The organism is Nocardiopsis sp. NPDC006938 (assembly GCF_042869555.1).
In the GTDB taxonomy this organism is placed as follows: Bacteria; Actinomycetota; Actinomycetes; order Streptosporangiales; family Streptosporangiaceae; genus Nocardiopsis.
Window position 1 is genome coordinate 95,902 of sequence record NZ_JBIAGA010000006.1, and the last position, 15,515, is coordinate 111,416.

Annotated in this window: 12 protein-coding genes; all 12 read left to right on the forward strand. The window is 70.9% G+C overall.

Annotation, left to right across the window (positions count from 1 at the left end; all coding sequences use genetic code 11):
- Positions 1 to 22 precede the first annotated feature (22 nt).
- The 12 genes from ACFYL4_RS11710 (at position 23) to ACFYL4_RS11765 (ending at position 15,395) form a co-directional block, all read left to right on the forward strand.
- On the forward strand, positions 23 to 1,318 hold the full coding sequence (locus ACFYL4_RS11710) for an NADH-quinone oxidoreductase subunit D (protein ID WP_357763670.1): 1,296 nt from the start codon (positions 23 to 25) through the stop codon (positions 1,316 to 1,318).
- Complete coding sequence (nuoE, locus tag ACFYL4_RS11715; protein ID WP_357763673.1) at positions 1,315 to 2,055, forward strand: NADH-quinone oxidoreductase subunit NuoE; 741 nt, start codon at positions 1,315 to 1,317, stop codon at positions 2,053 to 2,055. Before ACFYL4_RS11710 ends, nuoE begins: the two co-directional genes overlap by 4 nt.
- On the forward strand, positions 2,052 to 3,374 hold the full coding sequence (nuoF, locus tag ACFYL4_RS11720) for an NADH-quinone oxidoreductase subunit NuoF (RefSeq protein WP_357763675.1): 1,323 nt from the start codon (positions 2,052 to 2,054) through the stop codon (positions 3,372 to 3,374). Before nuoE ends, nuoF begins: the two co-directional genes overlap by 4 nt.
- The gene (locus ACFYL4_RS11725) at positions 3,371 to 5,830 is read left to right on the forward strand and encodes an NADH-quinone oxidoreductase subunit G (protein WP_357763678.1); all 2,460 of its coding nucleotides are present in this window, start codon (positions 3,371 to 3,373) and stop codon (positions 5,828 to 5,830) included. The genes nuoF and ACFYL4_RS11725 overlap by 4 nt, the downstream gene beginning before the upstream one ends.
- On the forward strand, positions 5,827 to 7,200 hold the full coding sequence (gene nuoH / locus ACFYL4_RS11730) for an NADH-quinone oxidoreductase subunit NuoH (protein ID WP_357763680.1): 1,374 nt from the start codon (positions 5,827 to 5,829) through the stop codon (positions 7,198 to 7,200). The genes ACFYL4_RS11725 and nuoH overlap by 4 nt, the downstream gene beginning before the upstream one ends.
- Complete coding sequence (gene nuoI / locus ACFYL4_RS11735) at positions 7,193 to 7,741, forward strand: NADH-quinone oxidoreductase subunit NuoI (protein ID WP_357763683.1); 549 nt, start codon at positions 7,193 to 7,195, stop codon at positions 7,739 to 7,741. Before nuoH ends, nuoI begins: the two co-directional genes overlap by 8 nt.
- Entirely contained in the window at positions 7,738 to 8,703 is a 966-nt protein-coding gene (locus tag ACFYL4_RS11740; protein ID WP_387518258.1) for an NADH-quinone oxidoreductase subunit J, read from the forward strand. Before nuoI ends, ACFYL4_RS11740 begins: the two co-directional genes overlap by 4 nt.
- Positions 8,691 to 8,990: an NADH-quinone oxidoreductase subunit NuoK gene (gene nuoK / locus ACFYL4_RS11745; protein WP_017543069.1), complete on the forward strand. Its 300-nt coding sequence runs from the start codon at positions 8,691 to 8,693 to the stop codon at positions 8,988 to 8,990. Before ACFYL4_RS11740 ends, nuoK begins: the two co-directional genes overlap by 13 nt.
- Before the next feature lie 14 nt (positions 8,991 to 9,004).
- Positions 9,005 to 10,948: an NADH-quinone oxidoreductase subunit L gene (nuoL, locus tag ACFYL4_RS11750; RefSeq protein WP_357763739.1), complete on the forward strand. Its 1,944-nt coding sequence runs from the start codon at positions 9,005 to 9,007 to the stop codon at positions 10,946 to 10,948.
- Positions 10,949 to 12,592, forward strand: coding sequence for an NADH-quinone oxidoreductase subunit M (locus tag ACFYL4_RS11755; RefSeq protein ID WP_357763689.1), 1,644 nt, complete (start codon positions 10,949 to 10,951; stop codon positions 12,590 to 12,592).
- Entirely contained in the window at positions 12,589 to 14,250 is a 1,662-nt protein-coding gene (gene nuoN, locus ACFYL4_RS11760; protein ID WP_387518259.1) for an NADH-quinone oxidoreductase subunit NuoN, read from the forward strand. Before ACFYL4_RS11755 ends, nuoN begins: the two co-directional genes overlap by 4 nt.
- A 140-nt stretch (positions 14,251 to 14,390) precedes the next feature.
- Positions 14,391 to 15,395 carry a polyprenyl synthetase family protein gene (locus ACFYL4_RS11765; RefSeq protein WP_357763694.1) on the forward strand — a complete coding sequence of 335 codons (1,005 nt, stop codon included), beginning with the start codon at positions 14,391 to 14,393 and terminating at the stop codon, positions 15,393 to 15,395.
- The last annotated feature ends 120 nt before the right edge of the window (positions 15,396 to 15,515 follow it).

Genomic DNA, 15,515 nt, shown 5'->3' on the forward strand with positions numbered 1-15,515 from the left:
CCCTCCGGAAGGGAGGCACGGCATGACCGTCACCGAGGACTACATCGACGCCTCCGGTGGGGACTGGGACGACGTCATCGAGAAGGCCCAGGGCACCAGCGCCGAGCGCCTGGTCGTCAACATGGGTCCGCAGCACCCGTCCACGCACGGCGTGCTCCGTCTGATCCTCACCCTCGACGGCGAGACCTGTACCGAGGCCCGCGTGGGCATCGGCTACCTGCACACCGGTATCGAGAAGAACATGGAGTACCGGACGTGGACGCAGGGCACCACGTTCGTGACCCGCATGGACTACCTCACGCCGCTCTTCAACGAGACGGCGTACTGCCTGGCGGTCGAGAAGCTGCTCGACATCACCGACCGGGTCCCCGAGCGCGCCAGCGTCATCCGCGTGATGCTCATGGAGCTCAACCGGATGGCCTCGCACTTCGTGGCCATGGCGACGTTCGGCATGGAGCTGGGCGCCACCACGGTCATGACCAACGGCTTCCGTGAGCGCGAGATGATCCTGGACATCTTCGAGCTCGTCACGGGCCTGAGGATGAACCACGCCTACGTCCGGCCCGGCGGGGTGGCGCAGGACCTGCCGCCCGGTGCCGTGGGCAAGGTGCGCGAGCTGCTCAAGGAGATGCCCAAGCGCATCCAGACCATGCGCAAGCTCCTCGACGAGAACCCCGTCTACCTGGCCCGCACCAGGGACGTCGCGTACCTGAACCTGCCCGGCTGCATGGCGCTCGGCGTCACCGGTCCGCTCGTGCGCGCCTCGGGCCTGGCCTGGGACCTGCGCAAGGCCAAGCCGTACTGCGGCTACGAGGACTACGAGTTCGACGTCCCGGTCTCCGACGGCGGCGACGTGTACGCCCGCTACCGGGTGCGCATCGCCGAGATGGAGGAGAGCCTCAAGATCGTCGAGCAGTGCCTGGACAAGCTCCAGCCCGGCCCGGTGATGATCGAGGACGCCAAGATCGGCTGGCCCGCCAAGCTGGCGCTGGGCCCCGACGGCATGGGCAACTCCCCGGACCACATCGCGCACATCATGAGCGGCTCGATGGAGGCGCTCATCCACCACTTCAAGCTGGTCACCGAGGGCTTCCGGGTCCCCTCCGGCCAGGCCTACGCGGCTGTGGAGAGCGCCAAGGGCGAGCTCGGCTGCTACGCCGTCAGCGACGGGGGCACCCGCCCCCACCGCGTGCACTTCCGCGACCCGTCGTTCACCCACCTCCAGGCCGTCGCCGCCATGTGCGAGGGCGGGACGGTGGCGGACGTCATCGCGGCCGTGGCCAGTATCGACCCGGTGATGGGAGGCGTGGACCGGTGAGCGAGACCAACGAGAACACCCCCGTGGAGACCCCCGGGGTCTTCACCGACGAGGTCGTGGCGCGCCTGGAACAGGACGCCAAGGAGATCATCAGCCGCTACCCGAAGCCGCGTTCGGCGCTGCTCCCCCTGCTGCACCTGGTGCAGGCCGAGGAGGGGCACGTCAGCGCGGAGGGCATGCGGTTCTGCGCCGACCAGCTCGACATCACCCTGGCCGAGGTCAGGGCGGTCGCCACGTTCTACACCATGTACCGCCGCCAGCCCGGCGGCGACTACCAGGTGGGCGTGTGCACCAACACCCTGTGCGCGGTGATGGGCGGGGACGAGATCTTCTCCGCCCTCAAGGAGCACCTGGACCTGGCCAACGGGGAGACCACCGGAGACGGCAGGGTCACCCTGGAGCACGTCGAGTGCAACGCGGCCTGCGACTTCGCGCCGGTCGTGATGGTCAACTGGGAGTTCTTCGACAACCAGACCCCGGCCACCGCCAAGCAGCTGGTCGACGACCTGCGCCTCGGCAAGGACGTCGCCCCCACGCGCGGTCCCGCCAGCCTGTGCACCTGGAAGCAGGCCTCGCGCGTGCTGGCCGGGTTCGACGACGGCCGCGCGGGCGAGGGCGTCCAGGCGTCCGGACCCTCGCTGGCCGGTCTCCGCGTCGCCGACCGCCACGGCTGGACGGCGCCGGACCCGAACAACCTGCCCTCCCGCCCCGAACAGAGTGAGGAGGGCGCCAAGTGACCACCCTGACCCCGATCCTGTCCCGCGACTGGGACCGCCCCGACTCCTTCACCATCGACGGCTACCGGGCCACCGGCGGCTACGAGGCCCTGCGCAGGTCGCTCACCATGGAGCCCGACTCCATCGTGGACCTGGTCAAGCAGTCCGGCCTGCGCGGTCGCGGCGGGGCGGGCTTCCCCACGGGGATGAAGTGGGGGTTCCTGCCCAAGGACAACCCCAACCCGCGCTACCTCGTCGTCAACGCCGACGAGTCCGAGCCGGGGACCTGCAAGGACATCCCGCTCATGCTCGCCAACCCCCACGTGCTGGTGGAGGGGGTGGCGATCGCCTCGTACGCGATCAGGTCCCACCAGGCCTTCATCTACGTGCGCGGTGAGGTCCTCCACGTCATCCGCCGCCTGCGCCAGGCGGTGGCCGACGCCTACGCGGCGGGGCTGCTCGGCAAGAACATCCTCGGCAGCGGCTTCGACCTCGACGTCGTCGTGCACGCCGGGGCGGGCGCCTACATCTGCGGTGAGGAGACCGCCCTCCTGGACTCCCTGGAGGGCTACCGGGGCCAGCCCCGCCTCAAGCCGCCCTTCCCCGCCGTGGCCGGGCTCTACGCCTCGCCCACCGTGGTGAACAACGTCGAGTCCATCGCCAGCGTCCCCGGGATCGTCGCCAACGGCGCCGAGTGGTTCACGTCCATGGGTACCGAGAAGTCCGCCGGGTTCGGCTTCTTCTCCCTGTCCGGGCACGTCACCAACCCCGGCCAGTACGAGGCGCCGCTCGGGATCACCCTGCGCGAGCTCCTGGACATGGCGGGCGGCATCCGCGAGGGGCACCGGCTCAAGTTCTGGACCCCGGGCGGCTCCTCCACACCGATCTTCACCGACGAACACCTGGACACCCCGCTCGACTTCGAGTCGGTGGGCGCCGCCGGGTCCATGCTCGGCACCCGCGCCCTCCAGATCTTCGACGAGACCACCTGCGTGGTCCGCGCCGTCGGCCGCTGGATCGCCTTCTACGCCCACGAGTCCTGCGGCAAGTGCACGCCCTGCCGCGAGGGCAACTTCTGGATGGTCCAGGTCCTGGACCGCCTGGAGCGGGGCGAGGGCACCGAGGCCGACATCGACAAGCTCCTCCAGATCTGCGACAACCTGCTCGGCCGCTCCTTCTGCGCGCTGGGCGACGGTGCCACCAGCCCCGTCATGTCGTCGATCAAGCACTTCCGCCAGGAGTACGTCGACCACTTCGAGAAGGGCGGCTGCCCCTTCGACCACTCCAGGTCCACCCTCTGGGCGGACCGGCCGACCACGGAAGAGGGAGGGAACCGGTGACCGTCACCTCCAACACCTCGGGCGGATCCTCGCCCGCCCCGCCCCCGGAGGACCTGATCACCGTCACCATCGACGGCTTCCAGATCAGCGTCCCCAAGGGCACCCTGCTGATCCGGGCCGCCGAGCTGCTCGGCATCCAGATCCCCCGGTTCTGCGACCACCCGCTGCTCGACCCGGTGGGGGCCTGCCGCCAGTGCCTGGTGGAGATCCCCGACATGGGCAACGGGCGCGGGATGCCCAAGCCGCAGGCGTCGTGCACCATCACCGTCATGGAGGGGATGGTGGTCAACACCCACCTCACCTCCGAGGTGGCGGAGCGGGCCCAGCGCGGGATCATGGAGTTCCTCCTGATCAACCACCCGCTGGACTGCCCGGTCTGTGACAAGGGCGGCGAGTGCCCCCTGCAGAACCAGGCCATGTCCACGGGGCAGGGGGAGACCGAGTTCGTCGACGTCAAGCGGACCTTCCCCAAGCCGATCGCGCTCTCCACCGGAGTGCTGCTGGACCGTGAGCGCTGCATCCAGTGCGCCCGCTGCACCCGCTTCGCGGCGCAGATCGCGGGAGACCCGCTGATCGAGCTGATGGAGCGCGGCGCACAGGAGCAGGTCGGCATCGCCGAGGGGGAGGCGTTCGACTCCTACTTCTCCGGCAACACCGTGCAGATCTGCCCCGTGGGCGCGCTCACCGGGTCGGCCTACCGGTTCCGGTCCCGCCCCTTCGACCTGGTCTCCACCCCCAGCGTGTGCGAGCACTGCGCGGGCGGCTGCGCGCAGCGCACCGACCACCGGCGGGGCAAGGTCACCCGCCGACTGGCCGGGGACGACCCGCAGGTCAACGAGGAGTGGAACTGCGACAAGGGGCGGTGGGCGTTCACCTACGCCACCCGGTCCGACCGCCTGTCCCGCCCCCTGGTCCGCGACGAGGACTCCGGCGCGCTGGAGTTCGCGTCCTGGCCGGAGGCGATCAGCCTCGCCGCCCAGGGGCTGGGCGCGGCGCGCGGCAACGTGGGCGTCCTGGTCGGCGGCCGCCTCACCTACGAGGACGCCTACGCCTACGCCAAGTTCGCCCGCGTGGCCCTGGCCACCAACGACGTGGACGCCCGCGCCCGCGAGCACTCCGAGGAGGAGGCCGCGTTCCTCGCCGCCCACGTGGCGGGGACCCCGGTGGGCGTGGACTTCACCGCCCTGGAGAAGGCGCCCGCCGTCCTGCTGGCCGGGTTCGAGCCCGAGGACGAGTCGCCGTCCGTGTTCCTGCGCCTGCGCAAGGGCGCCCGCAAGCGGGGACTGAAGGTCTACTCGATCGCCTCGCACGCCAGCCTCGGCCTCACCAAGACGTCGGGAACCCTGGTCCGGACCGTTCCGGGCGACGAGGCGCGCGTCCTCAACGCCCTGGACGCCGACCACCCCGACGTGGTCGAGGCGATCGGCCACGAGGGCTCCGTGATCCTGGTCGGCGAGCGGCTCGCCGCCGTCCCGGGAGCCCTCACCGCGGCCGCCGCCCTGGCCGAACGCACCGGGGCCCGGCTGGCCTGGGTGCCGCGCCGCGCCGGTGAGCGCGGAGCGGTCGACGCCGGGGCGCTGCCGGGCCTGCTGCCCGGGGGCCGTCCGGTCGCCGACGCCTCGGCCCGCGCCGAGGTGGCCCGCGTCTGGAACGTCGGTTCGCTGCCGGACGCCCCCGGACGCGACACGGACGCGATCATCGCGGCCGCCGCCTCCGGCGAGTTGGACGCCCTGGTCATCGCCGGGGTCGAGCTGGACGACCTGCCCGACCCGGACGCCGCCCGCGCGGCCCTGGCCCGGGTGCCGTTCGTCGTCAGCCTCGAACTGCGCGCCAGCGACGTCACCGACCGCGCCGACGTGGTGCTGCCGGTGGCCGCCGTGGCGGAGAAGTCCGGCACCTTCGTCAACTGGGAGGGCCGCCACCGGCCCTTCGGCGACGCGCTCAAGGTGCCCGGCGCCCTCTCCGACCTGCGGGTGCTGTCCGCGATCGCCAACGAGATGGACGTCCACCTGGGGCTGCCCGACGCCACCAGCGCCTACGACGAGCTCCTGGAACTGGGCGTGTGGGTGGGGGACCGGCCAGCCGGACCCTCGGTCCGTCCGGCCGCGCTCCCCGAGCCCGCCGCGGGCCAGGCCCTGCTCTCCACGTGGCGCCAGCTCCTGGGCACCGGCCGGATGGAGGACGGCGAGCCCTACCTCGCCGGTACCGCCCGCCCGCCGCGCGCCTACCTGTCCAAGGCCACGGCCGACGAGGTCGGCGTCCCCGACGGCGGCGCCCTCCGCGTCACGGGGGAGCGGGGCTCGGTCACCGTCCCCGTGGTCGTCACCGACATCGCCGACCGGGTCGTCTGGCTCCCGGCCAACGCCCACGGCTGCGACATCCGCCGTGACCTGGGCGGCACCGCCGGGCAGACGGTCATCCTGGCCGCGCCCACCACCAACGGGAGGCAGCAGTGACCCCCGCCGCTCTCGATCCGCGCGCGGCCGTCCTGGCCTCGGAGAGCACCCTGAACGCCTTCGGGAACGACCCGTGGTGGATCACCACCATCAAGGCGCTCGCGATCTTCGTCTTCCTGATGATCTGCGTGCTCATGATGATCATGGCCGACCGCAAGGTCATGGGCCGGATGCAGCAGCGCCACGGACCCAACCGGATGGGGCCCTTCGGCCTCCTCCAGTCCCTGTTCGACGGCATCAAGCTCTCCCTCAAGGAGGACCTGATCCCGCGCGGGGTGGACCGGTTCGTCTACATCGCGGCGCCGATGATCGCGGCGGTGCCCGCGTTCCTCGCGTTCTCGGTCATCCCGATCGGGCCCGAGGTGAACATGTTCGGGGTGCTCACCCCGCTCCAGCTCACCGACCTGCCGATCGCCGCCCTGCTGGTCCTGGCCACAGCCGCGCTCGGCGTCTACGGGTTCGTGCTCGGCGGCTGGGCCTCCCAGTCGCCGTACGCCCTGCTCGGCGGCCTGCGCGCCTCCGCACAGGTGATCAGCTACGAGATCGCGATGGGCCTGTCCTTCGTCGCGGTCTTCATCATGGCGGGCACGCTCACCACCTCCGGCATTGTCGCGGCCCAGGAGAACCTGTGGTTCGCGGTGCTGCTCCTGCCCTCCTTCCTCATCTACATCGTCACGATGATCGGCGAGACCAACCGTCTCCCGTTCGACCTGGCGGAGGGTGAGGGCGAGATCGTCGGCGGCTTCATGACCGAGTACGGGTCGATGAAGTTCACGATGTTCTTCCTCGCGGAGTACGTGAACATGTGCACCGTCGCGGCCGTGTCCGTGACGCTCTTCCTCGGCGGCTGGTACGCCCCGCCCGGGGTCACCGCGGTCCTGCCCGGCGCCAACGAGGGCTGGTGGCCCGCCCTGTGGTGGCTGCTCAAGTTCGTCGCCGTCATGTTCCTGTTCATCTGGGCCCGGGGCAGCCTCCCGCGCGTCCGGTACGACCAGCTCATGAAGCTCGGCTGGAAGGTCCTCATCCCGATCCAGCTCGTGTGGATCACCGGCGTGGCCGTCGTCCGCATGCTCGTCCTCGACGAGGCCCACCCGCTGGTGATCGCCGGTGTGGTCGCGGGCTTCTCCGCCGCCACGATCGCGGCCATCGCCGCCTGGGTCCGCTTCGTGCGCCGCGAGCGCGCGGAGGAGGCCCGCCAGCGCGCCGAGAACGCGCGCCGCGCACACAAGGAACCCTCCTTCGGCGGGTTCCCGGTGCCTCCGAGCACCGCCGCCCACTACGGCAGCAGCGTGCTCGCCGAACCGTCGCGGACGGCCCCGGCCGCCACCGCCGAACGCAACCAGAAGAAGGGGGAGGTTACCGGTGCTTGAGTGGCTCAACCCCGTCAAGGGTTTCGGTGTCACCTTCCACACGATGTTCAAGAAGGTGCCCACCGTCGAGTACCCGGAGGTCAAGCGCCCCACGGCGCCGCGCTTCCACGGTCGGCACCAGCTGAACCGGTGGGCCGACGGCCTGGAGAAGTGCATCGGGTGCGAACTGTGCGCCTGGGCCTGCCCGGCCGACGCCATCTACGTGGAGGCCGGAGACAACACCGAGGACGACCGGTACTCGCCCGGTGAGCGGTACGGGCGCGTCTACCAGATCAACTACCTGCGGTGCATCCTGTGCGGTCTGTGCGTGGAGGCGTGCCCGACCCGGGCCCTCACCATGACCAACGAGTACGAGCTGGCCGACGACAGCAGGCAGAGCCTGATCTGGACGAAGGAGCAGTTGCTGGCCCCGCTGCGCGAGGGCATGGAGCAGCCGCCCCACCCGATGCGTCTCGGCGACAGCGACCTCGACTACTACGCCACCGGGCGCGGTGAGCACGGGACCCAGGACCGGCCGGAGAACACGGGGGCGGTCCGTTGAACCCGCTCACCCCCGCCTCCCCCGCACAGCACCTCGCCGCGGCGCCGATCGGCTCCGGGGAGGCCACGGTCTTCTGGGTCCTCGGCACGATCGTCGTGCTCGGCGCCCTGGGAGTGGTCTTCTCCCGCAAGGCCGTGCACTCGGCCATGTCCATGGCGCTCGCCATGGTCGGCCTGGCGATCTTCTACGGCATCAACGAGGCGCCGTTCCTCATGGTCGTCCAGATCGTGGTCTACACCGGCGCCGTCCTGATGCTGTTCCTGTTCGTCCTGATGCTCGTGGGCGTCAGCTCCGCCGACTCCCTCGTGGAGACCCTGCGCGGCCAGCGGCTCATGACCGCGATCGTCGCGATCTGCTTCGTCGGCGCCCTCACCACCGGGATCACCCGGATCGTCGTGGGCGACCCGGCCGGGATCGCGGCCGCCGCCACCCCGGTCGGCGGCACGATCCCGTGGATCGCCAGCGAACTCCTGCTGCGCTACGTGGTGGCCTTCGAGGCCACCGCCGCGCTCCTCGTCACCTCGGTGCTCGGCGCCATGGTGCTCGCGCACACCGCCCGCACGGGTCGGCGCCGCACCCAGCGGGAGATCTCCGAGGACCGCATCCGCGGCGACCACCCCACCCCGCTGCCCGGGCCCGGTACCTACGCCCGGCACAACGCGATCGACATGCCCGCGCTGCTGCCCGACGGCACCGTCTCGAAGCTCTCGCTCAACCCGGTGCTGGTCGCCCGCGACCCCGAGTACCAGTCGGGTGTCCCGGTGGACGTCCGGGCCGGGCGGTCCGCGCTGCCCGGTGGCGCGTCGGACCCGGCCGCCGTCAAGGAGGCCGGGCCCGCCGACGACCCGCGGGAGCGCCCCGCCGACGACGGTGCGGACGCCCCGGCCGCCGACGGCGGAGAGAACGGCAACGGCAACGGCAACGGCAATGGACAGGAGGTCGAGTCCTCGTGGACCCGATGAACTACATCGTCCTCGCGGCGCTTCTGTTCACCATCGGCGCGGTCGGCGTCCTCGTCCGACGCAACGCGATCATCGTCTTCATGTGCGTGGAGCTCATGCTCAACGCCTGCAACCTGGCGTTCGTCGCGTTCGCCCGGATGCACGGGGACATCGAGGGGCAGGTCGTCGCCTTCTTCGTGATGGTCGTGGCCGCCGCCGAGGTGGTCGTGGGCCTCGCGATCATCATGCAGATCTTCCGAACCCGCAGGTCCGCGTCGCTCGATGACGCGAACCTGCTCAAGCACTAGAAGGCGACGTGGCAGTGACACAACATCACGCGTACCTCGCCGCCGACCCCGTGGCGACCGCGGCCGACAGCGCGGTGCTGTCCAACGCCTGGCTGATGATCGCCCTGCCGCTCGTGGGCGCGGCGGTCCTGCTGCTGGGCGGGCGGCGCACCAACGGCTGGGGGCCGCTGCTGGCCACCGCCCTGCCGATCGGTTCCTTCGTCTGGGCGGTCCTGGCCCTGTTCGACCTCCTCGGCCGGGGCGCGGCCGAGCGGACCGTCTCCGTCCCCGTCTACGAGTGGTTCGCGGCCGGTGACCTCTCCGCCCGGATCAACCTCCTGGTGGACCCGCTCTCGATCAGCTTCGTCCTGCTGATCACCTTCGTGGGCTCGCTCATCCACGTGTACTCCCTCGGCTACATGGCCGAGGACCCGGGCAAACGGCGGTTCTTCGCCTACCTCAACCTGTTCGTCGCGGCCATGCTCGTGCTGGTCCTCGCGGACAACTTCGTCCTGCTCTTCCTCGGCTGGGAGGGTGTGGGCCTCGCGTCCTACCTGCTCATCGGGTTCTGGCAGTACAAGCCCACGGCGGCCACCGCCGCCAAGAAGGCCTTCCTGATCAACCGGGTCGGCGACCTGGGCCTGCTCGTGGCGATCATGATCATGTTCACCGTGCTCGGCGCGGTGAGCTTCAGCGACGTCTTCGCGGCCGTTCCGGGAGCGAGCGACGGCGTCCTGCTCGCCATCGGCCTCCTGCTGCTCCTGGGCGCCTGCGGCAAGTCCGCGCAGCTCCCGCTCCAGGCGTGGTTGCTGGACGCCATGGAGGGTCCGACCCCGGTGTCGGCGCTCATCCACGCCGCCACCATGGTCACCGCGGGCGTGTACCTGATCGTCCGCGCCGGACCGATCTTCGAGGGCGCGCCGGTCGCGCAGACGGTCGTCATGACGGTCGGTGCCGCCACCATGCTCGCGGGCGGCGTCATCGCCTCCGCCAAGGACGACATCAAGAAGTCCCTGGCGGGCTCCACCATGAGCCAGATCGGCATGATGGTGCTGGCCGCCGGGCTCGGCCCGGTCGGCTACGTCGCCGCCATCGCCCACCTGATCACGCACGGCTTCTTCAAGGCCGGGCTGTTCCTGGGCGCCGGATCGGTCATGCACGGCATGAACGACGGCGTCGACATGCGCCGGTACGGCGGTCTGGCGTCGAAGATGCCGATCACCTTCGCCACCTTCGGCCTGGGCTACCTCGCCATCATCGGCGTCCCGTTCCTGTCCGGCTGGTGGACCAAGGAGAGCATCATCTCCGCCGCCTTCGGGATCGGCGGAACCGCCGGGGCGGTCTTCGGCACCGCGATCATCGTCGGCGCCGCGCTCACCGCCTTCTACATGTCGCGGATGGTCTTCATGACCTTCCTCGGCAAGAAGCGCTGGGACGACGGCGTGCACCCGCACGAGTCGCCGGTGAGCATGACCGCCCCCATGGTGGTGCTGTCGGTCGGGTCGGTCGCCCTCGGCGCCTTCCTGGTCTTCGGCGACCGGTTCGCGGGCTTCCTCGCCCCGGCCATCGGCGCCGAGCCGCACCACTTCACCGTGGGCCACGCCTTCACCGCGCCCTACGGCATCGCCGCCCTGGTCGTGCTCGTCCTGGGCGTCGCCCTGGCCTGGGCCCTGTACCTGCGCAAGCCCGTGGAGCGCACCGCTCCCAAGGGCAACCTCGTCACCGTCGCGGCCGCCAACGAGCTGTACGGCAACGAGATCAACGAGGGCCTGTTCATGCGACCCGGCCAGGTGCTCACCAAGGCGCTGGTCGTCATCGAGGACAAGGTCATCGACGGCGCGGTCAACGGGATCGGTGCCGGGGTCGGCGACTCCTCCACCGGACTCGGCAGGACGCAGACCGGGTTCGCCCGCACCTACGCGCTCACCATGCTCCTCGGCGCCGTGATCGTCGCCGCGACGCTGGTTGTGAGGTTCTAAATGATCCCCTGGCTCACTCTCGCGATCGCGCTCCCCGCGATCGGCGCGGTCGTCATCTGGGCGCTACCGCGCGTCAAGGCCCCCGCGGCACCGGACGGCGCCCAGGCCTCGGCACACGCGGGGGCCGGCTCCGGCTCCGCCACGGCCACGGCCACCCGGACCCGTCCGGCCACCGGCGGCGCGGCCCCGGCCGAAACCGCCAAGCGCGTGGCCCTGGGCTTCTCCGTCGCGACCCTGCTGCTCGTCGTGGCGATGGCCCTGAACTTCGACGTCTCGAAGGCGGGCGGACTCCAGTTCGAGCAGGTCCACCCGTGGATTCCCTACTTCGGGGTGCACTTCGCGGTCGGCGTCGACGGCATCGCGCTCCTGCTCATCCTGATGTCCGTGGTCCTCGTGCCGCTCGTGGTGCTGGCCGCCTGGAACGAACACGACGACCGGGAGGACGGCGGGCGCGGCTACTTCGCCCTCGTCCTCGCCCTCGAAGCGATGATGATCGGTGTCTTCGCGGCCACCGACGTCTTCCTCTTCTACGTGTTCTTCGAGGCCATGCTCATCCCGGTCTACTTCATGATCGGGCGCTACGGGCGGGGCGCCGAACGCGCCAGGGCCGCCATGAAGTTCCTGCTGTACAGCCTCGCGGGCGGCCTCGTCATGCTGGTCGCGGTGATCGGTGTGTACGTCGTCGGCGGGACCTTCCTGTGGACCGACCTCACCGACCCGGGCGGCGCCCTCGCGGCCGTCGACCCGGCCACCGCGCGCTGGCTCTTCCTCGGGTTCTTCATCGCCTTCGCGATCAAGGCCCCGATGTGGCCCGTGCACACCTGGCTGCCCAGCGCGGCCGGGTCGTCCAGCCCCGGCACGGCCGTCCTGCTGGTCGGCGTGCTGGACAAGGTGGGCACCTACGGGATGCTCCGGTACTGCCTGGAGATGTTCCCCGCCGCCGTGTCGTGGTTCGTGTGGCCCGTGGTGGCGCTGAGCCTGGTGAGCATCGTCTACGGTGCGATCCTCGCCATCGGCCAGAGCGACATGATGCGCCTGGTGGCCTACACCTCGGTGTCCCACTTCGGCTTCATCACCCTGGGCATCTTCGCCCTGACCCAGCAGGCCCAGGCCGGGGCCGCCCTGTACATGGTCAACCACGGGTTCGCCACGGGCGCGCTCTTCCTCATCGTGGGCTTCCTCATCGCCCGCCGAGGCAGCGCGCGCATCGAAGACTTCGGAGGCGTCCAGAAGGTCGCGCCCCGGCTGGCGGCGGTCTTCCTGATCGCGGGCCTGGCCGGTCTGGCGCTGCCCGGGCTGGCCCCCTTCGTCAGCGAGTTCCTGGTGTTGGTCGGCGTCTACGCCTTCAGCCCGGTCGCGGCGATCATCGCCGCGGTCGGCGTGGTCCTCGCGGCGCTCTACATCCTGTGGATGTACCAGCGCACGATGACCGGCCCCACCCCGGAGAAGCTGTCCGCGCTCCCGGACCTGTCCGGCCGTGAGACCTGGGCGGTCGCCCCGCTGATCGCCCTGATCATCGCGTTCGGCGTCTACCCGCAACCCCTGCTCAACGTGATCAACCCCGCCGTCGAACGCACCGTGGAGGCCCCGGCCGACACCGAGGTGACGGTCGCGGACGGCGACGCGGAAGGAGACGAGGAGTGATCCCCCTCAATCTCGCGGACGGGGCGCCCCCGGCGCTCCACGGAGTCACCGAGGCTCCACCGGTCCTGGACTGGTGGCTGCTCGCGCCGTACCTGGTGCTCTTCGGCGCCGGTGTGCTGGGCGTGCTTCTGGAGGCCTTCTGGCCCAAGGGCTCGCGCCGCACCGTGCAGATCGTGCTGGCGGCGGGCGCGCTGCTGGTCGCGTTCGTCCTCATCCTCCTCCAGGTGGAGGCGGTCGGGGGCGGCACCACCATCGGCAGCGGAGTGCTGGCGGTCGACCGGACGGTGCTCTTCTTCCAGGGCACCATCACCGTGCTGGCCCTGGTCAGCCTCATGCTGATCGCCGAGCGGCGGGACGGCCGGGACGCGTTCTCGGCCCAGGCCGCGACGGTTCCGGGCAGCGAGGAGGAGCGCGCGCACATCCTCGCGGGCTCCCAGCACACCGAGGTCTACCCGCTGGTGCTGTTCGCGGTGCTGGGCATGCTGATGTTCCCGGCCTCGAACGACTTCCTGGTCATGTTCATCGCTCTGGAGGTCATGAGCCTCCCGCTGTACCTGCTGTGCGGGCTGGCGCGCAGGCGCCGCCTGTTCTCGCAGGAGGCCGCGGTCAAGTACTTCCTGCTCGGCGCGTTCTCCTCCGCGTTCTTCCTGTTCGGCATCGCCATGGTCTACGGCTACGCGGGCTCGGTGAACTTCGGCGTGATCCGCCAGGCCGTGGAGTCCGGCGGAGCCGAGATCTTCCAGGACGGCAACGGCGAGCCGCTGCTGCTCATGGGCGTGGGCCTGGTCGCGATCGGCCTGCTGTTCAAGGTCGGCGCCGTGCCGTTCCACAACTGGAAGCCGGACGTCTACCAGGGCGCCCCGACCCCGATCACCGCGCTGATGGCCTCCTGCACGCTGGTCGCCGCCTTCGGCGCCCTGCTGCGGGTGTTCTTCGTGCCGTTCGGCACCTCGGCGGCGGTCTGGGAGCCCATGCTGTGGACGGTGGCCATCCTGACGATGGTCGTCGCCGCGATCGTGGCGGTCACCCAGCGCGACGTCAAGCGGCTGCTGGCCTACTCCTCGGTGGTGCACGCCGGGTTCATCCTCACCGCGGTCGTCGCGGGCAGCGTCGAGGGCCTCGCGGGCGCCATGTTCTACCTGGCCGCCTACGGGTTCACCACGCTGGGCGCGTTCGCCGTCGTCACCCTGGTGCGCACCAGGGACGGCGGGCAGGAGCTCGGCGACCTCGACCGCTGGGCGGGGCTGGGGCGGCGCGCCCCGGGCCTGGCCCTGGCCCTGACACTGTTCCTGCTCGCCTTCGCGGGCATCCCGCTCACCAGCGGGTTCATCGGCAAGTTCGCCGTGTTCGAGGCCGCCGTGGCGGCCGGGGCGGCCCCGCTGGTCGTCATCGGTGTGCTGAGCAGTGCCGTCACCGCCTTCTTCTACGTGCGGATCATCGTTGTGATGTTCTTCCGGGATTCGGAGGGCGAGGGCCCCACCGTGGCCCGTGCCGGGGTGCTCACCGGCGGCGTGATCACGGTGGGCGTGGCCGCGACCCTGGTGCTCGGGATCTTCCCGGGACCCGTCCTGGACACCCTTCTGCCGTCCGGGGAGCCCGGTCAGGAACCCGCCGCGGTGATGGTCGACCAGGTGACGGAGGTCCCCGCCGACGAGTGAGTACCGACCCGGGTGTGGCTTTGGACCTTCATTCCGGGTCGGATACCGTGGCAAGTCGGATCATGTTCGTGTGCTGAGCGTGTGGCGGTCCCCTTCCGAGGGGGCCGCCAGCACGCCCGTTCAACAGGTGGAGCCTTACGGTGAGCGGTGCTGTCCCGAGCGGTTTTCTCGCTCTGCCGAGAGTCGACCCGACCCTCGCCCGGGAGATCCAGGACGACCTGGAGAAGGTCGAGGAGCTGCTGAGGGAGTCGGTGCGGTCCAGCGACCCCATGCTGACCGAGGCCGCCTCCCACCTGCTGGCCGCCGGAGGCAAGCGCTTCCGCGCCATGCTGGTGCTGCTCTCGTCCCACTTCGGCGACCCCCGGGTCCCCGACCTCATCCCGGCGGCGGCCGTGGTCGAGCTGACCCACGTGGCGACGCTCTACCACGACGACGTCATGGACGAGGCGGAGCTGCGCCGGGGCGAGCCCAGCGCCAACCAGCGCTGGGGCAACACCATCGCCATCCTCACCGGCGACTACGTGTTCGCCAAGGCCTCGACGATGCTCGCCGACCTCGGCACCGAGGCGGTCCGGCTCCAGGCCGAGACCTTCGCGCGCCTGGTCCAGGGCCAGATCCTGGAGACCTCCGGCCCGCGTGACGGGATCGACCCGCTCGACCACTACCTCAACGTCATCGACGACAAGACGGCGTCGCTGATCGCCTCCTCGGCGGAGTTCGGCGGCATGTTCGGCAAGGTCGACCCGGAGACGGTGGGAACGCTGACCCGTGCCTGCGACGCGCTGGGCATGGCGTTCCAGCTGGCCGACGACATCCTGGACGTGGCCAGCGAGAGCGCCGACTCGGGCAAGGTCCCCGGGACGGACCTGCGCGAGGGCGTGCTGACGCTGCCGATGTTCTACGCGATGCGCTCGCAGGACCCGGCCGACGAACGGCTGAGGTCGCTGCTGGGCCGTCCGCTGGACGACACCGAGGCGGAGGAGGCCCTGGGCCTGCTGCGCCCGCACCCGGCGATGGCCGAGGCCGACGCCACCCTGCGCGGCTGGGCCGACAGGGCCCGCGCCGAGCTGGCCACGCTGCCCGACATCCCCGCCAGGGACGCCTTCCTGGCCCTGTGCGACTACGTGGTGGAACGCTCCGGCTGACCCGCCGCTCCGACACCACGAGGGCCCCGACGCGCATCCGTTCCCGTCGGGGCCCTCGTGTGTGTCCGGAGGGGGAGGGCCCGGGCCATGAGGTTGGGCCCAGGCGGCGGGGGCGGTGGA

Excerpts from the sequence above, each read along its gene's own strand:
- ACFYL4_RS11710 (WP_357763670.1), top strand. The coding sequence starts at position 23 with ATGACCGTCACCGAGGACTACATCGACGCCTCCGGTGGGGACTGGGAC.
- ACFYL4_RS11755 (WP_357763689.1), top strand. The coding sequence starts at position 10,949 with ATGATCCCCTGGCTCACTCTCGCGATCGCGCTCCCCGCGATCGGCGCG.